Source organism: Streptococcus devriesei DSM 19639, assembly GCF_000423725.1.
Classification (GTDB): domain Bacteria; phylum Bacillota; class Bacilli; order Lactobacillales; family Streptococcaceae; genus Streptococcus; species Streptococcus devriesei.
Window position 1 is genome coordinate 98,390 of sequence record NZ_AUIN01000014.1, and the last position, 20,528, is coordinate 118,917.

18 protein-coding genes are annotated in these 20,528 nt (G+C 43.2%); 12 read left to right on the forward strand and 6 right to left on the reverse strand.

Annotated elements, in window-relative coordinates:
* Nucleotides 1-16 precede the first annotated feature (16 nt).
* The 5 genes from G573_RS0104000 to G573_RS0104020 form a co-directional block, all read right to left on the reverse strand.
* The gene (locus G573_RS0104000; RefSeq protein WP_027975499.1) at nt 17-1,168 is read right to left on the reverse strand and encodes an ABC transporter permease; all 1,152 of its coding nucleotides are present in this window, start codon (nt 1,166-1,168) and stop codon (nt 17-19) included.
* The gene (locus G573_RS0104005; protein WP_027975500.1) at nt 1,168-1,887 is read right to left on the reverse strand and encodes an ABC transporter ATP-binding protein; all 720 of its coding nucleotides are present in this window, start codon (nt 1,885-1,887) and stop codon (nt 1,168-1,170) included. The genes G573_RS0104000 and G573_RS0104005 overlap by 1 nt, the downstream gene beginning before the upstream one ends.
* Nucleotides 1,888-2,128: 241 nt before the next feature.
* Entirely contained in the window at nt 2,129-2,737 is a 609-nt protein-coding gene (locus G573_RS0104010) for a hypothetical protein (protein WP_027975501.1), read from the reverse strand.
* 144 nt (nt 2,738-2,881) lie between these two features.
* Complete coding sequence (locus G573_RS0104015; protein WP_027975502.1) at nt 2,882-3,622, reverse strand: amino acid ABC transporter ATP-binding protein; 741 nt, start codon at nt 3,620-3,622, stop codon at nt 2,882-2,884.
* Nucleotides 3,622-5,175 carry an ABC transporter substrate-binding protein/permease gene (locus G573_RS0104020; RefSeq protein ID WP_027975503.1) on the reverse strand — a complete coding sequence of 518 codons (1,554 nt, stop codon included), beginning with the start codon at nt 5,173-5,175 and terminating at the stop codon, nt 3,622-3,624. The genes G573_RS0104015 and G573_RS0104020 overlap by 1 nt, the downstream gene beginning before the upstream one ends.
* A gap of 145 nt (nt 5,176-5,320) precedes the next feature.
* On the opposite strand from G573_RS0104020, the gene G573_RS0104025 reads away from it, so the two are divergent.
* The 12 genes from G573_RS0104025 to G573_RS0104080 all read left to right on the forward strand — a co-directional run bounded on the left by G573_RS0104025 (nt 5,321) and on the right by G573_RS0104080 (nt 19,512).
* Nucleotides 5,321-7,216, forward strand: a complete 1,896-nt coding sequence (locus tag G573_RS0104025; RefSeq protein WP_027975504.1) for a DUF2207 domain-containing protein — start codon at nt 5,321-5,323, stop codon at nt 7,214-7,216.
* A gap of 50 nt (nt 7,217-7,266) precedes the next feature.
* Nucleotides 7,267-8,112, forward strand: coding sequence for an undecaprenyl-diphosphate phosphatase (locus G573_RS0104030; protein WP_027975505.1), 846 nt, complete (start codon nt 7,267-7,269; stop codon nt 8,110-8,112).
* A 91-nt stretch (nt 8,113-8,203) separates the two neighbouring features.
* Nucleotides 8,204-8,923, forward strand: coding sequence for an adaptor protein MecA (gene mecA, locus G573_RS0104035; protein ID WP_027975506.1), 720 nt, complete (start codon nt 8,204-8,206; stop codon nt 8,921-8,923).
* Between the two features lie 5 nt (nt 8,924-8,928).
* The gene (locus G573_RS0104040) at nt 8,929-10,089 is read left to right on the forward strand and encodes a glycosyltransferase family 4 protein (protein WP_027975507.1); all 1,161 of its coding nucleotides are present in this window, start codon (nt 8,929-8,931) and stop codon (nt 10,087-10,089) included.
* 74 nt (nt 10,090-10,163) lie between these two features.
* Nucleotides 10,164-10,934, forward strand: a complete 771-nt coding sequence (gene sufC, locus G573_RS0104045) for a Fe-S cluster assembly ATPase SufC (RefSeq protein WP_027975508.1) — start codon at nt 10,164-10,166, stop codon at nt 10,932-10,934.
* A 37-nt stretch (nt 10,935-10,971) separates the two neighbouring features.
* Nucleotides 10,972-12,234, forward strand: a complete 1,263-nt coding sequence (gene sufD / locus G573_RS0104050) for a Fe-S cluster assembly protein SufD (RefSeq protein WP_027975509.1) — start codon at nt 10,972-10,974, stop codon at nt 12,232-12,234.
* Between the two features lies 1 nt (nt 12,235).
* Nucleotides 12,236-13,477 carry a cysteine desulfurase gene (locus tag G573_RS0104055; RefSeq protein ID WP_027975510.1) on the forward strand — a complete coding sequence of 414 codons (1,242 nt, stop codon included), beginning with the start codon at nt 12,236-12,238 and terminating at the stop codon, nt 13,475-13,477.
* A complete protein-coding gene (gene sufU, locus G573_RS0104060) occupies nt 13,455-13,898 on the forward strand; it encodes a Fe-S cluster assembly sulfur transfer protein SufU (protein WP_027975511.1) in 444 nt (147 codons plus the stop codon). The genes G573_RS0104055 and sufU overlap by 23 nt, the downstream gene beginning before the upstream one ends.
* Nucleotides 13,899-13,911: 13 nt before the next feature.
* Complete coding sequence (gene sufB / locus G573_RS0104065) at nt 13,912-15,327, forward strand: Fe-S cluster assembly protein SufB (RefSeq protein WP_027975512.1); 1,416 nt, start codon at nt 13,912-13,914, stop codon at nt 15,325-15,327.
* A gap of 279 nt (nt 15,328-15,606) precedes the next feature.
* On the forward strand, nt 15,607-16,968 hold the full coding sequence (locus tag G573_RS0104070; protein WP_027975513.1) for an MmgE/PrpD family protein: 1,362 nt from the start codon (nt 15,607-15,609) through the stop codon (nt 16,966-16,968).
* Between the two features lie 45 nt (nt 16,969-17,013).
* Nucleotides 17,014-18,150 carry a 2-methylaconitate cis-trans isomerase PrpF family protein gene (locus tag G573_RS0104075; protein WP_027975514.1) on the forward strand — a complete coding sequence of 379 codons (1,137 nt, stop codon included), beginning with the start codon at nt 17,014-17,016 and terminating at the stop codon, nt 18,148-18,150.
* A 3-nt stretch (nt 18,151-18,153) separates the two neighbouring features.
* Entirely contained in the window at nt 18,154-19,512 is a 1,359-nt protein-coding gene (locus G573_RS0104080; protein ID WP_027975515.1) for a CitMHS family transporter, read from the forward strand.
* On the opposite strand, the gene G573_RS0104085 is transcribed toward G573_RS0104080, so the two are convergent.
* A complete protein-coding gene (locus tag G573_RS0104085) occupies nt 19,509-20,414 on the reverse strand; it encodes a LysR family transcriptional regulator (RefSeq protein WP_027975516.1) in 906 nt (301 codons plus the stop codon). The genes G573_RS0104080 and G573_RS0104085 overlap by 4 nt on opposite strands.
* Between the last annotated feature and the right edge of the window lie 114 nt (nt 20,415-20,528).

Here is a 20,528-nt window from a genome sequence, read left to right on the forward strand (position 1 = left end):
TACCTCTTTATCTTAATTATACCTTGCGGTAACGCTTAAGTCCAATAATGTTTAAAATTGTAAGGACAAGCAGGAAAAGAAAGAGAATGAACAAATCGTCTTTAAGGCTCAACAAATTGGTGCCGTGCAGAATAACTTTTGACAGAGCATGTCCGGCATAGTACAGAGGGAAAATTTTTCCGGCAGATTGCACCCAATCTGCCATGGTATCCAAAGGAATAATTCCTGAAAAGAACAGCTGGGGCACAATGATCAAGGGAATAAACTGCATCATTTGAAATTCTGAGCCGGCAAGTGTTGACAGCAAAATACCAAAGGATAAAGCGACGAGTGCAAAAAGAATATTAATCAGAATGACATCAATCATACTGCCGACTACCTGAAGGTCTAAAAGCCAGATGGTTGACAGAACAATAACCGTTGTTTGGATAGCGGCGACAAGGCCGTAAGACAGCATATAGCCAAAGACGATGTCAGAGCGTTTAACAGGCGTTGCAAGGAGTCTGTCCAGAGTTCCAGAGGTTCTTTCTTTAAGAAGAGCCATACCCGAGATGAGAAAGACAAAGAAGAAGACGAAAAAGCCCATAAGAATTGGTATCATTTTAGTAAAGAAAGTTGTATCTTTGTCTCCGTAAATATAGTTTTCCGACAGTTTTACCTTGCTCTGCAAGCTGTCTGCGGGCTTTATTTGCTGAGGCTGAGTTTGAGGAACTTGTCTATTGCCAGCCTGCGCTTGTTTTGCAGCTGTTTTTTGTGCTTTCTTTAGCTGTTTGATCAAATCCTGAATCTGTCCTTGTTTTAGAGTGCTTTTTAGGGTCTGCCGTGTCAGACTGGTTTTGCTGGGATCCGTATTGGCATAGGCAATTTCGTAATGTTCCTTGTCTTTATAAACAAGAAGGGCATCTGCTTTTTCATCTTTTAATGCTTTGAGGGCAGTGCTTTTGTCATCATAAGCTTTAAGGCTGATATGGTCAAGTTTATCCAATGAAGCAGAGAGTTCTTGCGGGACATCAACCGCAGCGAATGTGACCTTGGTTTCAGTGCTGACAGAAAAGGCTACATTCATAAGCCACATAACGAGGATTGGTGCTAAAAACAGCAGTGCCAGCGAGCGCTTATCACGCAGCAGTTCAGTTAAAACTTTTTTTGAAATGGCTAAAATTCTCATCATAATTCTCCTTCTGCTTTTAAGAAAACCTCTTCAATGGAATGAACACCATAGGCTGACTTCAGATTTTCCGGACTGTCAAAGGCCATCATTTTGCCATCAAGCAATAAACCAACCTTATCTGTCAGTTCAGCTTCACTCATCACGTGTGTAGTCACTAAAATCCCCACACCGTCTTGTTTTAATTGGCGCAGTTCCTGCCAGACTTTGCGGCGCAGAGCGGGGTCAATTCCAACAGTGGGTTCGTCCAGAATCAAAAGCCGCGGATTTCCCAGCAGAGCAATGGCTAAAGACAAACGGCGTTTCATACCTCCGGAATAACCTGAAACAGCTTTGTTCAGATGCTCAGATAAGTCAACAACCTGACAGGCATGGTCAATGGCTTTTGGAATATCACGTCTAGACAGCCCCTTCATTTGGGCGAAGAATTCCATGTTTTCTAAACCGGAGAGTGATTCATAAAGGGCATCGGACTGAGCCATATAGCCGATTTCCCCAAGAATATGGCGGTTGGGCATGCGATGGCTGAGAACGAGAGCATCTCCACTGTCAGCTTTTTCCATGCCCAGCATGGTTTTAATCATAGTTGATTTCCCCGCTCCGGACGGGCCGATCAAACCGACAATTTCACCTGAATTTAATTCAAAACTGACTTTATTGAGAACAACCTGCTTGCCGAAGTTTTTCCTCAAGGCCTGCAAATTTAGTAATTTTTCCATAGCATCCTCCATAAGATGGTTAGTGATTAATCACTAACTTTTTACGACAACTATTATAGTGAGTGCTTGCTCACTTGTCAAGAAAAAGATTTTTTTCATAAAATTTACGGCAAATAAATAAGGAAGAGGGAAAATTAATGTCATTGACAGACCGATTTTCCCTGTTTCCTTATGCCAGAGTATGATGAATGATTTGTGAATTTAAGGCTGTTCTTGAAACTTTGTCGAGTTTTAAGAACAGCTATGATTGATGAGATCGGCTGACTGTGTGCCCTTCAATCCATCTGGGCAGGCAGCTGATATGGAAACTGTTGCCGATGAGCAAACTAATAAAATTTAAGCTAATATCTCCTAAATCCAAAACGCCAAGATGAAAAACATACTGGCAGCTTTCTAAAAGAATCAGTCCCAGCAAAGATAAACTGAGATTAGCTTTTGACGGCGGGTACAAAAATCCTATGGGAATAAACATCAGTAAGTTCATCGCAGGAACGAATCTGCTGCCGTTGGCTATATCATGGATAAAAGAGAGAGGGTCGAGCACCAGCCCTTGGTGGCCTATATTTTTTAAGAGGATAGCATAAACAAGCAGAAGGCTGTATATGAGGTAGGAGATAATGATACTGGTGCTTTTAATTTGCTGGGTGCAGCAGAATTTGAGCAGGACAAAGGTAAAATAGGACAAGATAAGAGTAATGATGACATTTAAAAATAAGGCAAAGTCCAGACCGTAATTTGAAATATAATGGGCATAGACTCTGAGAAAGGTGTCATAAAACCATTTTGCGGCAATAAAAGAGGTAAAAAAGAGCAGGATATTGGCAGCAGAATGATGTTGTTTGGTTACCATAGCTGTGTCCTCCTTTACGTTTTCATCAAGTATAGCGGAGAAAACTTATAGTTTCTTTAAGGCAAAAAATAACGAGCCTGGAACACACTTCCGGACCCGTTTGGTGTCTAGTAAAATCAGCTAATAAGAAATTTATATCCTTCCCTATTTCAAAAAACGCTGTAAGAAAATCTTAGTTCTTTCTTCCTTAGGGTTTTCAAAGATTTGCTGAGGAGTGCCGCTTTCGGCAATAACTCCTTGGTCCATAAAGATCACGCGGTCTGATACATCGCGGGCAAAGTCCATTTCATGCGTAACAATCAGCATGGTGAGCCCTGACTGAGCCAGATCTTTAATTGTTTTTAAGACCTCTCCGACCATTTCAGGGTCAAGAGCGGAGGTCGGCTCATCAAAAAGAATGGCTTCAGGGTTGACAGACAAGGCACGGGCAATAGCGACACGCTGCTTTTGGCCGCCGGAGAGCTGACTGGGTTTTGCTTTCCAGTACTGCTCAGTCATTCCGACCTTGTTGAGGTTTTCCTTGGCGATTTTTTCAGCCTCGGCATGCGGCCGCTTGAGAACGGTGGTTTGAGCGACAATGGCATTTTCCAAAACATTGAGGTTGTTGAACAAATTGAAAGATTGAAAGACCATACCTAGATTTTCACGGTATTTTGTCAGGTCATACCCCTTTTCGAGGACGTTTTGGCCGCGGTAGAGAATTTCACCGCCGCTGGGCTCTTCAAGCAGGTTGATCGAGCGCAGCAAAGTGGATTTACCGGAACCCGAGGAACCGATGATTGAGATGACCTCTCCCTTGTTGACAGTCAGAGAAATATCCTTGAGGACCTCGTTTTTGCCGAAGGATTTTTTTAAATGTTTGATTTCTAAAATAGTATCGGTCATTAATGAGCCTCTCCTTCAATTTGGGTATAATTATCTTGGTCCATCTTTCTCTCAATCAAGCGAAGAATCCGCGTCACTGTGAAGGTTAAAATGAAATAGATAACAGCGATAATAAAGAACGTTTGGAAATATTGGTAGGTTTGTGTGGCTACGGTGTTTCCGGAGAAATAAAGTTCCACAACGGAGATAACATTCAAGACTGATGTATCTTTGATATTGATAACGAATTCATTGCCCGTAGCTGGCAGAATATTGCGGATAACCTGAGGAAGCACAATTTTTCTCATGGTTTGCCCATGGGTGAAACCAAGGGCTGTTGCAGCTTCGAACTGCCCTTTATCAACGGCAAAGATACCGCCGCGGACAATTTCACTCATGTAGGCTCCGGTATTGATGGAAACGATGAAAATCGCAGCCAGCGTACGGTCAAGGGAGACACCGAAAGCTTGGGCGGTACCGTAATAGATAACCATGGCCTGTACAATCATTGGCGTTCCGCGGAAGACTTCAATATAGACATTGAGCAGCCAGCCGAAAAGTTTTTGCAGCCAAGCCAAGATAAGATTGGAGGCTTTTGGTGCTGTGCGGTAGACGCCGATTAAAAGACCGATAAGGAGCCCTGCAATCGTACCGATGATTGAAATCAGCAGGGTTACTCCGGTTCCGCGCAGCAGAGCTTTCCAGTTGTTTTTAAGAATCTTGCTGACCTGATTAAAAAAGCTGGTTTTAGTTTTTCCTTGGCTGCTGTCATCATGACTGGGCTGCAGCGGAATGATCTTATCCATCAAAGCAATCTGCTCTTTTAAAGGAAACTGAGCGAGGGCTGCATTAACCTGCCCCAAGCGCGGATCGCCTTTACGCATACCAACAGCGATGGCAACGTCAGATGCACTGACCTTAAAGCCCTTCTTCAAAGAGACCATTTTAAAATCTTTATTGGCTTTGATAGATGAAGTAGCCTCAGGCCGCTCGGAGACATAAGCATCAATAACGTTAGAAGCTAAGGCCTGTCTCATCTGAGAAAAGTCTCCCATGGCTGTTTCCTGCGAAACGTCAGGAATCTGGCTGATAAGATTATAAAGGTAAACGCCTTGCTGAGAGGTTACCTTGGCACCTGAAAAGTCATCAAGGCTCTCAGCTTTAGCATATTTTCCGTCTTTGCGAACCACAAGAACGGGCTCGCTGGTATAATAGCTGTCAGAAAAGGCAATTTGCTTTTTGCGTTCTTCTGTCGGGCTCATGCCGGCGATAATCATATCGATTTTACCGGATGTCAGGGCCGGCACAAGTCCCTCCCATTTCGTTTTTACAATTAACGGCTTTTTGCCTAAAGCCTTGGCAATTTTTTTAGCTGTCTGCACATCATAACCGTTGGCATACTGCTTTGTGCCTTCAATTGGAACAGCGCCGTTGCGGCTGGTGTCTTGGGTCCAGTTGAAAGGAGCATAAGCAGCCTCCATCCCAACACGTAAATACTCATCTGCCTGAGCTCTTGTCATACCTGCAAACAGTATAAAAAGAGCAGCAAGACAGCTTAAAAATGTCTTTTTCATTAGAAGACTCCTGTATAAAATTTTTCCTCTATCATTTTACAGGAAAAAGAGCTGTATTTCAATATGGGTGGCTGAATATAAACAAAGTTTATCTTTAAACAGTTTTTATGATAGAATAGGGAAAAGGATTTTTGGGAGAGAGCATATGAAAAAATTACTGCTACTTTTGACCATCTGCTGCAGTTTGATGATATCCGGTCTGGCTGCGGCTGACGATGTTAATTACAGCATCCGTCTTTATAAGGGGGATCTGACTGTTAATAAGGATAACAGCGCTGATTTTCATCAGAAAATTGTTTACAAATTTGATTCCAGGTATAAGGGACAGTATGTTACTTTAGGAACGGCTGGGAATGTTCCTAAAGGTTTTAAGATTAACAGTCGTCCTAAGATCAGGGCCTATACAATGGATAAAAACGGCCGGCTTCATGATCGGTTAGTTGGTGCAGAAGTTGAAAAACTGTCTGATGGTTATCGTGTCAAAGTTTATAATAGCGGCAGGAGCGGGGATCGCATTGTCCTGTCTTTGAACTGGGAAATTAAACATTTAACGAGTGTCTATTCTGATATTGCTGAGCTTAATTGGGTGCCAATCAGTGACTGGGATGCTGCCTTGGATAAGGTTGTCCTGACTGTTAAAGGGCCGGGAAGTTCACTCAAAGGCAGCAAGCTCTACGCGCACACAGGCTATTTTAAAAGGCAGCCTAAGGTCAGCCGCAAAAGCGATACCTATAAAATAAGCCTCAATCATTTAGGCGAAGGCAAAAAAGTGGAGCTGCATGCTTACTGGCCAAGTTCGGCGTTTTCTCTTGCTGCCGCTGCGTCCGGTAAAAATTTAGGCAAGTTTCAGGCTGTTGAAAAGGAAATTGCCCGCAAGCAGCAATTCTATCCTTTCCTTGTCGGTAAGCTCTTGCCGCTTATTGCTTTTGGTTTACTGCTGCTTTCTGTCATCCTTTATATCATCTGGCAAAAGATGCTGGGACAGAAAAAGGTTTCTAAGCATACCCATCTCTTCAGTCCGCCGGCAGACTTATCTCCCCTGCTTTTGGCACGCTATGTTTATGATTTAGAAATCAAGGAGCTCGCTCCCTTAAAGGGGCAACGCCGCCACTATGATCTGGGCTTCAAGGAATTAGTTCAGGCTGGTCTGTTGGATTTAATTGATCAAGGAAAGCTTAAAATCTCCGATGATCACAAGTATTTTAGCATTTCTGAACAGCATCAGCTGGAGCCCTATGAGCAGGCACTTATCACTTTTGTTTACGGGGAAGGTGCCATGCCGATTGAAGATGCTTTTGCTGACTATAAAATAGACAAGAGCTCTTTCAAAAACAGCAGCCAAACACAAATTCGCCGGAAGGGCACAAAGATTCTTAATTTGTTTGAAAAACGTGTTCAAAAGTTAGATAATCAGATTACAGAGGCTATTGAAAAGCTAGGATTGGAAAATCTCCACCGCGATAGGACAGAAAAAGAGCAGTCTCTCCTAACTACAGTTTATTTGCTTACAGTCCTTGTTTTATTTTTTGGCTTAGCTGTAGCCATCTTCAGTCTGGTTAAGGGCTACTGGTTTGGTCTGGGAACCAATGGCATGATGGTTGTCTTATCCTTAATCTTTTTGATTATTTGTTCGCGCAAAGATGATTATTATAAGATCGCCGGTCTTCTGACTGAGGAAGGTCTTATCGTCAGACAGGGCTGGGATGCCTTTAGAAATATGATTCGCGATGTGAAGACATTTGATGATGTTGACTTAGAAGGTGTTGTTGTCTGGAACCGGATTCTGGTTTATGCGACCTTATTCGGCTATGCCGATCAAGTGCAGGACTATCTAAAAGTTAAAGACATCAAACTTGATAATCCGCAGATGAACAGCTATATCGATATCAACCCCGGTTATTATGTGGGCCTGTCGGCTGGTTATTTGTCAAGCTATACCTCGGTCGCCGGCATGGCTTCAAACTTTTCGGTGTCGTCAGGAGGCTCAATAGGCGGCGGCTTCTCCGGAGGAGGCGGAGGAGGCGGAGGCGGAGCCTTTTGAGCCACAGGCTTTTGCCGCTGAGCCGTTCAAAGTAAATAAAAGGAGACTATATGTTATTAATTGAAATCATCAAGGCCATTATTTTCGGAATCGTAGAAGGCATCACGGAATGGCTGCCCATTTCCAGCACCGGTCACTTGATCCTGGTGGAGGAATTTATTAAATTTAAGGATGCCAATGCTCCTTTTACCAACATGTTTAATGTGGTCATTCAGCTGGGAGCCATTTTGGCCGTTGTCGTCATTTATTTTGACAGACTGAATCCTTTTAAAAAGGGAAAAACAAAGCGTGAAGTGCAGCTGACTTGGCAGCTTTGGCTCAAAGTCATTGTTGCCGCCTTGCCGGCAGCTGTTATTGGTTTGAAAATAAACGACTGGCTGGATGCGCATTTTCAAAACTTTTTCACCGTAGCTTTGATGCTGATTATCTACGGTATCGCCTTTATTTATGTGGAAAAGCGTCATGAAGGCATTGAGCCTGTCGTCACTCGCTTAGCCAATATGCCCTATAAGACAGCCATTTATATCGGACTGTTTCAGGTTCTCTCCCTCATTCCGGGTACCAGCCGTTCAGGAGCGACTATCCTAGGCGGGATTCTAGTGGGTACCAGCCGGGAAGTTGCGACGGAATTTACCTTTTTCCTAGGTATTCCGATTATGTTTGGTGCCAGTCTGTATAAGATTTTTAAATTCATTAAAACAGGTACCGTGTTAATGGGCAGTCAGCTTCTTATCCTGCTGGTTGCTATGCTGGTCGCTTTTGCAGTCAGTCTTTACGTTATTCGCTTCCTGACAGATTATGTTAAAAATCATGACTTCACTTTCTTTGGAAAATACCGTATTGGCCTGGGTGCTCTCTTGGTAATGTATGGCCTGATTACAGCCATTTTTGGTTAAGCCGGCTGCTTTTGCTGTTTTTCTTCTCCAAAATTGAAAAAAATAGGCTTTTCTTGTATAATGAAATAACTACTCGCATGAGGTAAAGACTATGGAAATGAAACAAATCAGCGAAACAACGCTAAAAATCACCATCAGCATGGAAGATTTGGAAGAAAGAGGCATGGAATTAAAAGACTTCTTGATTCCGCAGGAAAAAACAGAAGAATTTTTCTATACTGTTATGGATGAATTAGATCTGCCTGAGAATTTTAAAGACAGCGGCATGCTAAGCTTTCGTGTGACACCGAGAAATGACCGTATAGATGTTTTTGTGACCAAATCAGAGATCAATAAAAACCTTAATTTAGAGGACTTGTCTGACTTTGACGATATCTCAAAAATGTCTCCTGAAGATTTCTTCAAAACTCTGGAAGAAACCATGAGAGAAAAAGGCGATACGGCGGCTTTGGATAAACTGGCCGAAGCAGAAAGAAAAGAAGAAGAGGAAGCCCAAAAACAAAAAGAAGAGAGCGATCAGCCGGACTATATCCATTTTGTGCTGGATTTTCCAAGCTTGAAAGAAGCGGTTAGCTTTGCTAAAACAGTTGATTATGATGTTGAAGCATCAGAACTTTTTAAGGAAGCCGATGCCTATCACATGACCATTCTTCTCAGTCTTGAAAACAAGCCGGATTATTATGCTGATCTGATGTTTGCCAGAATGTTAGAACATGCTGACAAAGGGACTAAGACGCGGGCTTATCTGTTAGAACACGGCGTTCAGCTTATTATGTCAGATGCTCTGCAAGAACTACAAATGATTGGATGACATAGATGATACCAATTACACTAAAATTTGTTCTCGTATTGATTGCGACGTTGCTGATGTCCCTTATTTTGACACCTTTAGTCAGATTTTTATCTTTCAGAGTGGGCGCAGTGGACAATCCTAACGCCAGACGGATCAACAAGGTTCCTATGCCCAGTGCCGGCGGACTGGCCATTGTTATTTCCTTTACTATCTCTGCGCTGGTGCTGATGCCCATGATTTTAAAAACGCAGATCTGGGGTCAGTCCTATTTTGAATATATACTGCCGGTTGTTATCGGAAGTTTGGTGGTTATGCTGACCGGTTTTCTTGATGATGTCTATGAACTGTCGCCCAAAGCAAAGTTTCTGGGTATTCTAATCGGGGCCGTTATTATCTGGAGTTTTACGGACTTTCGTTTTGACAGCTTTAAAATTCCTTTTGGCGGCCCTATGCTGCAGTTTAACCCCTTTTTAAGTTTCTTTCTGACTATTTTATGGGTCGTGGCTATTACGAATGCAGTTAATTTGATTGACGGCTTAGACGGTTTAGTCAGCGGTGTCTCCATTATCAGTCTGACAACCATGGGTTTGGTTTCCTACTTTTTCCTGTATGATTCCGATATCTTTTTAACCTTTACCATTTTTGTTTTGATTTTTGCTATCGCCGGTTTTTTCCCCTATAATTACCATCCCGCCATCATTTATCTCGGGGATACCGGTGCTCTCTTTATTGGCTTTATGATTTCAGTTTTGTCGCTGCAAGGGCTGAAAAATGCCACGGCGGTTGCTGTGGTGACGCCGATTATCGTTCTGGGAGTGCCGATTGTGGATACAGGTGTTGCTATTATTAGGCGGACTTTGTCAGGGAAAAAGTTTTATGAAGCGGATAACATGCACCTGCACCATAGACTGCTGGCTATGGGCTTTACGCATCGCGGAGCCGTTTTAGTCGTCTATGGTATTGCCATGTTCTTTTCCCTTGTCTCCCTGCTGCTAAATATCTCCAGCCGTCTGGGGGGGATTCTCCTTATGCTGGGGGTTGGCTTTGCTTTGGAAGTCTTCATCGAAGGTTTGGAGTTTTGGGGGCCCAAGCGAACACCGCTGTTTAAGCTTCTGGCCTTTATCGGAAACAGCGACTACCGTCAGTCAGTGGTTGCCAAACATCGCCAAAAGAAGAAAAAGTAATTTATGAACGCGAGAAAAGTCCAATCGGACTTTTTTTGTTATAATGATTACTGATAAGATGAAAGGAGTGTACTATGTCTGTACTAGAGATAAAAGATCTTCATGTGTCTATTGAAGATAAAGAAATTTTGAAGGGAGTTAATCTGACGCTTAAAACCGGAGAGATTGCCGCTGTTATGGGTCCTAACGGAACAGGGAAATCAACCCTTTCGGCAGCTATCATGGGAAATCCCGCCTTTGAAGTCACACAAGGAGAGGTGCTTTTGGACGGTGAAAATATCCTGGAGATGGAAGTCGATGAGCGCGCTCGTTTGGGGCTTTTTCTTGCTATGCAGTACCCGTCTGAAATTCCGGGAATCACTAATGCTGAGTTTATCCGTGCGGCTATGAATGCCGGCAGAGAAGATGATGATAAGGTTTCTGTCCGTGATTTTATTACCAAATTAGATGAAAAAATGGAACTTCTCGGCATGAAAGAAGAAATGGCTGAACGTTACCTTAATGAAGGTTTCTCAGGCGGTGAGAAAAAGCGCAATGAAATCCTTCAGCTGCTGATGCTGGAGCCTAAGTTTGCCCTCCTTGATGAAATTGACTCTGGTCTTGACATTGATGCACTTAAGGTGGTTTCTAAAGGTGTTAATGCTATGCGCGGTGAAAACTTCGGTGCTATGATTATTACTCACTATCAGCGCCTGCTTAACTATATTACGCCGGATGTCGTGCATGTGATGATGGATGGGCGTGTTGTATTGTCAGGCGGGGCAGAGCTGGCTGCTCGTCTTGAAAAAGAGGGTTATGCTCAAATCGCTGAAGAACTCGGTCTTGAATACAGCGAAGAAGTCTAATTTGTAACTTCTAACAGATCAGAAAAAGGAGTAACAAATGACAAGAGAATCTATTTTAAATTTTTCACAGTCAAAGGCAGAGCCTAAATGGCTGCAAGAGCGGCGTTTGGCGGCCTTTGATAAAATTGATGACTTGGATCTGCCAAAAATTGAACGGGTCAAATTTCGGCGTTGGAACCTCGGTGACGGAACGATTTCAGAAAGTCCTGTTTCCGCCAATGTTCCTGATTTTACTGCTGTGGGAGACAATCCTAAGTTGGTTCAGCTGGGTACCCAGACAGTCTTAGAAAGTCTGCCTGCAGCGCTGGCTGAACAAGGTGTGGTCTTCACCGATTTTCATTCAGCCTTGGAGGAAATCCCGCAGATTGTTGAGAAACATTTTGCTACAGCTCTCAAATTTGATGAGGATAAATTGGCAGCCTACCACACAGCTTATTTTAACAGCGGAGCTGTCCTTTATGTGCCGGATAATGTTGAAGTGGATCTGCCCATTGAAGGTATTTTTCTGCAAGACAGTACAAGTGATGTTCCTTTCAATAAGCATATTTTAATTATTGCCGGGCGCAACGCTAAAGTGAGTTATTTGGAGCGCTTTGAAACAATCGGTGAAGGTGATGTTAAAACCAGTGCTAACATTGCCGTCGAAGTTCTGGCACAGGACGGCAGTCAGGTTAAGTTCTCAGCTATTGACCGTTTGGGCGAGCATCTGACAACTTATATCAGCCGCCGCGGCCGTCTGGGCAATGATGCCAGCATTGACTGGGCGCTCGGTGTTATGAATGAAGGCAATGTTATTGCCGACTTTGACAGTGATTTGATAGGAAACGGCAGTCATGCAGAGCTCAAAGTTGTCGCTGCTTCAAGCGGCCGTCAGGTTCAAGGAATTGATACGCGGGTAACCAACTATGGGAATAATTCCGTCGGACATATTCTTCAGCACGGGGTTATCTTAGAGCGCGGAACTCTTACCTTTAATGGTATCGGCCATATTATCAAGGGTGCAAAAGGCGCAGATGCTCAGCAGGAAAGCCGTGTTCTCATGCTGTCTGATAAGGCCAGAAGTGATGCCAACCCTATTTTGCTGATTGATGAAAATGAGGTTACGGCAGGACACGCGGCTTCTATCGGTCAGGTTGATCCGGAAGACATGTACTATCTGATGAGCCGCGGCATTGATAAGGAGACAGCTGAACGTTTGGTTATTCGCGGTTTCCTTGGAACTGTTATTACTGAAATTCCGATTAAGGCCGTGCGTGATGAAATGATAGCTGTCCTCGATGAAAAATTGGACAAGAGATAAAATGGCTAAGTTAGATATTCAAAAAATCAGGCAGGATTTTCCGATTTTAGACCAGTATGTTAACGATGAACCGCTGGTTTATCTGGATAATGCTGCAACCACACAAAAGCCCAATCAGGTTCTGACTTGTTTGAGCGATTATTACCATCAGGACAACGCCAATGTGCACCGCGGGGTTCACACTTTAGCAGAGCGGGCGACACATGAATATGAGGCCGCGCGTGAGAAATTGCGTGCCTTTATTAAAGCTAAATCAACCAAGGAAGTCCTTTTTACAAGAGGAACTACCACCGGTCTTAACTGGTTGGCACGGTTTGCAGAAGAAGTGCTGCAGCCGGGAGATGAAGTAGTTGTCTCAATTATGGAGCACCACTCCAATATCATACCTTGGCAGCAGGCTTGCCGCAAGACCGGCGCTAAACTGGTTTATGTCTATCTAAAAGACGGTCAGCTGGATATGCTTGATCTTGAGAATAAAATCAGCGATAAGACCAAATTCGTCAGTCTTGCCCATGTTTCAAATGTGCTGGGATGCATCAATCCAATTAAAAAAGCAGCGCTGCTGGCCCATCAGCACGGAGCTTATATGGTTGTTGATGGGGCTCAGTCTGTTCCTCATATGAGTATTGATGTTCAAGATTTGGACTGTGATTTTCTGGCTTTTTCAGGTCATAAAATGCTGGGTCCGACAGGTATTGGTGTTCTCTATGGTAAAGAGGAGCTGCTCAATCAGATGAGCCCTGTCGAATTTGGCGGTGAGATGATTGATTTTGTCTATGAGCAAGAAGCGACTTGGAAGGAGCTTCCTTGGAAATTCGAAGCAGGCACTCCTAATATTGCTGATGCCATTGCTTTGGGAGCAGCAGTTGACTATCTTGAAAATCTGGGGATGGACAATATTCATGCTTACGAACAGGAATTAGTCCGCTATGTCCTGCCTAAACTGCAGGCCATTGAAGGTGTAACCATTTACGGTCCTCAAGATGCTTCTGAGCGTTCCGGCGTTATTGCTTTCAATATTGCCGGACTTCATCCTCATGATGCAGCAACGGCGCTTGATTATGAAGGAGTTGCCGTTCGTGCGGGGCACCACTGTGCTCAGCCTTTGATCAATCATCTGGGCATCTCTTCAGCAGCGCGGGCCAGCTTTTATATTTACAACACAAAGGAAGATTGCGATAAATTGGTGGAAGCAATCATCAAAACAAAGGAGTTCTTTAATGGCACTCTCAAGATTAGATAGTCTTTATATGGCTGTTGTCGGGGATCATTCAAAAAATCCCCATCATCACGGTTTTTTAGAAGGTGTAGAGCAGGTCAATCTCAATAATCCGACTTGCGGCGATGTGATTAGTCTGTCTGTTAAATTTGACGGCGACCGCATTGCAGACATTGCTTTTGCAGGTGAAGGCTGCACCATCTCAACAGCTTCGTCCAGTATGATGACAGATGCAGTGATCGGAAAGACCAAAGAAGAAGCGCTTGAATTGGCCGATGTTTTTTCTAAAATGGTTCAAGGAGAAAAAGACAAGCGGCAAAAAGAATTAGGAGATGCAGAATTTCTTGCAGGCGTTTCAAAATTTCCTCAGCGGATCAAATGCTCAACCTTAGCATGGAATGCTTTGAAAAAAGCTATTGAAAGACAAGAAACATTAGAAGAATAAGAGAAAGGACATTATGCCCGAAAACGAACAAGTAAAACCAAAACCTATTGATTTGGGAGACTATCAGTTTGGCTTTCACGATGATGTAGAGCCTATTGCGACAACTGGAAAAGGACCGACAGAAGCAGCCGTCCGCGAAATGTCTCGAATCAAAGGCGAACCGGAATGGATGCTGGATTTCCGCCTTAAGTCTCTGGAAGTGTTTAACAAAATGCCCATGCAGGAATGGGGTCCGGATTTATCGGGAATTGATTTTGATGATATTATTTATTATCAAAAACCAACCGATAAACCTGCCCGTTCTTGGGATGAGGTGCCCAAGAAAATCAAGGACACTTTTGAAAAAATCGGAATTCCTGAGGCAGAGCGTGCCTTTTTAGCCGGCGCTTCTGCCCAATATGAATCAGAAGTCGTTTATCATAATATGAAAGATGAGTACGATAAACTCGGTATTATCTTTACAGATACAGATTCGGCTCTCAAGGAATATCCGGAACTCTTCAAAAAATACTTTGCTAAATTAGTGCCGCCGACAGATAATAAACTGGCTGCGCTGAATTCAGCCTTTTGGTCTGGCGGGACTTTTATCTATGTTCCTAAAGGTGTCACTGTTGATATTCCCTTACAAACCTATTTCCGTATTAACAATGAAGGAGGCGGGCAGTTTGAACGTACTCTCATCATTGTGGATGAAGGTGCCAGCGTTCACTATGTTGAAGGCTGTACAGCACCGACTTATTCAACAGCCAGCCTTCACGCAGCTATTGTAGAAATTTTTGCTTTGGACGGGGCTTATATGCGTTATTCAACCATTCAGAATTGGTCGGATAATGTCTATAATCTAGTTACTAAACGGGCCAAGGCAACTAAAAACGCGACCGTTGAGTGGATTGACGGCAATCTCGGCGCCCATACAACTATGAAGTATCCTTCTGTTTATCTTGATGGTGAGGGAGCACGCGGCACCATGCTGTCAATTGCTTTTGCCAATCAGGGGCAGCATCAGGACACAGGGGCTAAAATGATTCACAACGCTCCGCATACTTCCTCGTCCATCGTCTCAAAATCTATCGCCAAAGGCGGCGGTAAGGTGGACTACCGCGGTCAGGTTACTTTCAATAAAGCTTCCAAGAAGTCAGTCAGCCATATTGAGTGCGACACCATTATTATGGATGATATTTCAGCATCGGATACTATTCCCTTTAATGAAATTCATAATTCACAGGTGGCGCTGGAACATGAAGCTAAGGTTTCAAAAATTTCTGAAGAACAGCTCTATTATTTGATGAGCCGCGGTCTTACAGAATCAGAAGCCACTGAGATGATTGTCATGGGCTTTGTTGAACCTTTTACCAAGGAACTTCCAATGGAATATGCTGTAGAGCTCAATCGTCTCATTTCTTATGAGATGGAAGGCTCTGTCGGTTAATCAAAAAAATTAAGCTTTAGAAACATTGTTGCAACAATGTTTCTAAAGCTTTTTTCTTTTGTTCGGATAGAAAATAAAGAAGTGGAAATCAGCTTAAAAAAGAAGAATCATAGGTTTAGACTATATAAAATATAAAAAATATCAATTTGAACAATGTATCCGGTTACATTATAATTGATGTAATCAAAAAATTGAAGCCGCTTGCGATTCTTTGGAAAAAGACAAGCATTTCCTTTGGATCGCTTAAGGGCTCAGTATCTTATAAAAAGGAGAAAAACAATGGGAAAAACAGTTGTTGAACAAATGGGTCAATGGGTCGCTGAAAGAAAGTTTGAGGATCTCAGCGCAGAAGAAGTGGCTGCTCTTAAAGGGAGGGTCTTGGATGCAATCGGCTGTGCTGTGGGAGCTCTCAGCAGCACGACTATTAAGAACATTCAAAAAATGACACATGACCTGACACAAGAAGGCTCTGCCACCTTAATCGGCGGCGGGAAAACAACACCCGATTATGCAGCCTTGTTTAATGGAGCCGCTATCCGTTATTTGGACTACAATGACTCTTATTTGGCAAAAGGCGAAACTTGCCATCCTTCAGATAATATTTCGGCTGTTCTTGCGGCAACAGAACACAACCAAGGAACAGGCAAAGATTTCTTACTGGGACTTGCTATTGCTTATCAAATTCAATGCCGCTTGTCAGATGAGGCGCCTGTCAGAAAACATGGTTTTGACCATACGGTTCAGGAAGCTTACGGGGCTGCCGCCGGAGCAGCAAAGGCGCTCGGCTTGACCGAAAAGCAAATTGCCAATGCTGTTGCTATCTCAGGAACCAGCTATAATTCCTTGCGGGTAACCAGAACAGGTGCCCTATCTAACTGGAAAGGGTTGGCAGCGCCAAATACTGCGCGCGGTGCCATGTCTTCTGCCTTGTTGGCTAAATATAACATTACCGGGCCTCGTGAAGTATTTGAAGGCAATAAAGGTTTCTATGAAACCATTGCCGGTAAATTTGATATTGATTGGGAAAAAGAAGGCTTAGAACGCGTCTTAAAAACGATTATCAAGCGCTATAATGCCGAAATTCATTCTCAGTCTTCTATTGAAGGTTTGATTGAATTTAGAAATAAGGAGCACCTTGCCCCTGAGGACATTAAGGAAATCCGTCTGGATACTTTTGATGTTGCCTTTCATATTATCGGCGGCGGTGAAGAAGGAGATAAGAAGCAAATCAGACTGAAAGAAGAAGCCGATCACTCGCTTCCTTACATGCTTGCTGTGGCTTATCTGGATGGTCAGGTGCTGCCAGACCAATATGAACAAGACAGAATTTTACAGCAGGATGTTCAGGATCTGCTGCAAAAAGTTGCGGTTAGGGAAAATCCTGCCTTTAGTGAACGTTTCCCGGCAGAAATGGCCATTAAATTGGAAATTGAAACCAAGGACGGTCAGGTTTATACAGTCGAAAAAGATGACTATCAAGGATTCACATCAAGACCTGCCAGCTGGGATGTTCTTTTGGAAAAATACTACTCACTGACAGCCAATATCGACAGAGAATTAGCTGAAGAAATTGCTAAGACAATTGAAAAGCTGGAAGAAATTGATATCAGTGAGCTGACCGCACTCCTTGCAAAAATTTAAGCAAACCTAAAGTTATGTAGTGAACCAAGAAAGGATGGTGAAAATATGTTGGAAGAAATACCAGTCAGTATCTATCGGGGCGGCACCAGTAAAGGTGTCTTCATCGCTGACGAAGTACTGCCTGAGGATCAAAAGGCAAGAGATAGGATCCTTCTGAAACTGATGGGAAGTCCGGATATAAGGCAAATCAACGGCTTAGGCGGAGCCGTATCCACAACAAGTAAGGTTGCTATTATTTCCAGAGAAGAAAAGGCTGACTGGGATGTCAATTATACTTTTGCCCAAGTGGCTGTTGATAAACCGGTGGTTTCTTACTCAGGAAACTGCGGCAATATTTCCTCTGCGGTAGGAATTTATGCGATTGAAAATCATCTGGTGGAAACAAGCTCGCCGGAAACAATGGTTCGTGTTTACAACACCAATACTAAAAAGGTTATCAATGAGTATATTCCTACACCCGATGGGAAACTCACCTATGAAGGAGACTTTGCCATTTCCGGTGTTCCGGGCAAGGGTCTTAAAATCGAGCTGCAGTTCGTCGAGCCTTCCGGCGCTTTCAGCGGCAAACTGCTGCCAACCGGCCATACCAAAGATACACTTGTTTTGAAAGATGGTCAAGAAGCAGTTGTTTCAATTGTTGACGCAGCTAATCCCTTAGTCTATGTTCGGGCAGAAGATTTGGGATTAGAAGGGACAGAAACGCCTGAGATGATTGACAGTGATCCTGATCTTTTAGCCAGACTGGAGGAGATCAGAGGGAGAGCAGCACAGCTGATGGGACTTATTGATAAGCTTGAAGACAGTGCGGTTCTTACTCCGGGGGTACCAAAACTAACCATTGTTTCGGCTCCCAAAACCTATGTCACCACAGAAAAGGAAACAATTGACGGAGCAGATTTTGATATTGCTGTCAGAATGATGAGCATGCAAAAAGCGCATAAATCTATTGCGCTGACAGGAGCATTATGTACCGGTGCAGCCAGTAAAATTAAAGGAACCATTCCTTACGAAATCGTTAATAAACCATCAGCTAATCAATTAGAAATTGCCCACAGCAGCGGTAAGATTTCGGTTTCAATTGATTATGAAACTACCAATGATAAAACTCTGATAAAATCTGTTTCAAGTTATCGAACAGCCAGAAAAATTATGGTAGGAACAGCATTTATTGAGGAGGATTAGGCGATGTTAGCACTGCTTGGATATTTAATGATTATTCTGTTTATGGTCTTGCTTCTGACAAAGAAAATCAGCCCCTTTGTCGGCTTGATCCTAGTTCCGACCATTTTTGGAATTGTTGCGGCTCTTTTTAAGGGAGCACCTGTACTAAAGGCCTTCGAGTGGATTTATGAAGGACTTTATTATGCGGTTGCAGGCTCCGGTAAGATTACTACCGGGGTAGCGCCGACCATTACTCTTTTACTCTTTGCCATTTTGTATTTCTCTGTAATGCTGGATGTGGGTCTCTTTGATCCGCTGGCAGTCATGATGATTAAGTGGGCAAAGGGTGACCCTATGAAGATTACCATTGCCTCAGCTGTTATCACCTTAGCTGTCTCTTTAGACGGTGACGGAACGACAACGGTTCTGATTGTAACCGCTGCCATGCTGATGCTGTTTAAGAAAATGGGAATGAAGCAGATTTATCTGGCCGCCATCATCGGCTTTGGTAATTCTGTTATGAACCTGGTTCCCTGGAGCGGTCCTATGGCGCGGGCAATGCCTGTTTTAAATATCGGCCCTAAAGAATTTTTGCTGCCCGTTTTACCAGGAATGTTTGTCGCTGCGCTTTTGGGTCTTTTTCAAGCCTATACCTATGGGAAAAGAGAAAGAAAAAGACTGGGTTATGTTCCCGGCAAGGGAATCCTGACAGAAAGCGAAACGACGGGTATTATTAATGATGTAACTCTGACCAATGTTGAATATAAGCGGCCTAAATTAATCTATTTCAATCTTTTTTTGACCTTGGCGATTATGGTCTTATTGATTATGGATTTGATTAACGGCGGTATCTTATTCTTGCTGGGGACAGCCATTGCTTTAATTGTTAACTATCAGGATTTATCTCTCCAAAACTCTCGCTTGTTAGCCAATGGTGCAGAAGCTTTGGGTCCTGTTTCCCTGGTCTTTGGTGCCGGAGTTATTATGGGGGTTCTCAATGGAAGCGGCATGAGCAGTGCGATTGCTCATCAGTTGGTATCCATGATTCCGCAGAGTCTCGGCGGCTATATTCCGCTGATTTTGGCTCTGATTTCTTTACCGGGTCTCTTTTTCCTGCCAAATGACGCCTTCTATTTTGGACTCCTGCCGGTTATTGCTCCTATAGCTTATTCTTACGGAGCAACACCTGTTGAAGTCGGAGTAGCTTCACTTATGGGACAGGCTGTCAGATTTGCCAGCCCTTTGGTTGCCTTTCTTTATGTATTGGTTGATAGAACCGAGGTCAGCTTTATCGACTATCAAAAAGAATACTTAAAGTGGGGTCTGCTGAGTTTTGTCTTGCAGACATTAACCGCCGTATTGACTGGAGCTATTCCGATTTAAATGGATTTTTTACAAATATCAATAAAGGATTTGGCAAAGAAAGGCAGACTGCGATTCTTTCGATAAGCAACGATTAAATCGACATAAACCTTATCTTTAAGAGAGAAAAAGCGAATCTTATTTCCAATGCTGAGATGCTTGGTGTGAGAAGCATTGACAAAACAGACGCCAAAATTATTGGCAACTAAGTTAATAGCCGTTTCGATATTTCTGGTTGCCAGCACTCGCTGAGGCTGAAAATGATTTTTGGCAAAAATATCATCTGCTACCTGTCTTGAAAATTGATCGGGCTGGTGCAAGATAAAGAGCTCGTCAGCCAGCAGATGCAAATCTAAAGAAGGGTAGGATTCGTGATTATCATACCTGCCAAATTTACTTAAGGGGTGCTCAACAGGAAGGGCCAATAAAATCTCTTCAGATTTTATTTTCTCAATTTCCTGCTGACGCCCCTCTTTTGTGCGATTCATCAAAGCGAGATCAACATCGCCGTTTTCAATCAAATGCGAAAAGGTCTTAGAAGAGGATTCATTTAGCTGAATCTCGACATTGGGGAACTGTTCATGAAATTTTGGCAGTAAGACAGGCACTAAATAAGAGCTTCTCAGCAAGGGAATAGCCAGTCTCAGGCGGCCAAACTTGTTATCAAGGACATTTTGCATGGTATCGTTAAAATTTTCTTGGATACGCAGAATTTGCAGGCCATACTTTAGAAACTCCTCACCTAGATAGGTCAGTTCTAATTTTTTGCCGTGCTGCACAAACACATCAAAGCCCAGCCGCTGCTGCATATTTTTAATATAGGTGCTCAGCGAGGGCTGGGTGATGTAGAGTGCCTGGGCAGCCTTGGTGACACTGCCTTTATCAACAATTGCTTTGACGTATTCAATATCTCTGATTTCCATAAACTGCCTCTTCCAGTGGTTTAATCTGACTTTGTCTTTATTATAACACATGATGACAGCCGAATGACAACCGTATTGAAAAGGCTTTCAAAAAATGATAGAATAAAAATACAG

Coding starts and splice junctions, on each gene's coding strand:
- G573_RS0104000 (WP_027975499.1), bottom strand. CDS start 1,168: ATGAGAATTTTAGCCATTTCAAAAAAAGTTTTAACTGAACTGCTGCGT.
- G573_RS0104005 (WP_027975500.1), bottom strand. CDS start 1,887: ATGGAAAAATTACTAAATTTGCAGGCCTTGAGGAAAAACTTCGGCAAG.
- G573_RS0104010 (WP_027975501.1), bottom strand. CDS start 2,737: ATGGTAACCAAACAACATCATTCTGCTGCCAATATCCTGCTCTTTTTT.
- G573_RS0104015 (WP_027975502.1), bottom strand. CDS start 3,622: ATGACCGATACTATTTTAGAAATCAAACATTTAAAAAAATCCTTCGGC.
- G573_RS0104020 (WP_027975503.1), bottom strand. CDS start 5,175: ATGAAAAAGACATTTTTAAGCTGTCTTGCTGCTCTTTTTATACTGTTT.
- G573_RS0104025 (WP_027975504.1), top strand. CDS start 5,321: ATGAAAAAATTACTGCTACTTTTGACCATCTGCTGCAGTTTGATGATA.
- G573_RS0104030 (WP_027975505.1), top strand. CDS start 7,267: ATGTTATTAATTGAAATCATCAAGGCCATTATTTTCGGAATCGTAGAA.
- mecA (WP_027975506.1), top strand. CDS start 8,204: ATGGAAATGAAACAAATCAGCGAAACAACGCTAAAAATCACCATCAGC.
- G573_RS0104040 (WP_027975507.1), top strand. CDS start 8,929: ATGATACCAATTACACTAAAATTTGTTCTCGTATTGATTGCGACGTTG.
- sufC (WP_027975508.1), top strand. CDS start 10,164: ATGTCTGTACTAGAGATAAAAGATCTTCATGTGTCTATTGAAGATAAA.
- sufD (WP_027975509.1), top strand. CDS start 10,972: ATGACAAGAGAATCTATTTTAAATTTTTCACAGTCAAAGGCAGAGCCT.
- G573_RS0104055 (WP_027975510.1), top strand. CDS start 12,236: ATGGCTAAGTTAGATATTCAAAAAATCAGGCAGGATTTTCCGATTTTA.
- sufU (WP_027975511.1), top strand. CDS start 13,455: ATGGCACTCTCAAGATTAGATAGTCTTTATATGGCTGTTGTCGGGGAT.
- sufB (WP_027975512.1), top strand. CDS start 13,912: ATGCCCGAAAACGAACAAGTAAAACCAAAACCTATTGATTTGGGAGAC.
- G573_RS0104070 (WP_027975513.1), top strand. CDS start 15,607: ATGGGAAAAACAGTTGTTGAACAAATGGGTCAATGGGTCGCTGAAAGA.
- G573_RS0104075 (WP_027975514.1), top strand. CDS start 17,014: ATGTTGGAAGAAATACCAGTCAGTATCTATCGGGGCGGCACCAGTAAA.
- G573_RS0104080 (WP_027975515.1), top strand. CDS start 18,154: ATGTTAGCACTGCTTGGATATTTAATGATTATTCTGTTTATGGTCTTG.
- G573_RS0104085 (WP_027975516.1), bottom strand. CDS start 20,414: ATGGAAATCAGAGATATTGAATACGTCAAAGCAATTGTTGATAAAGGC.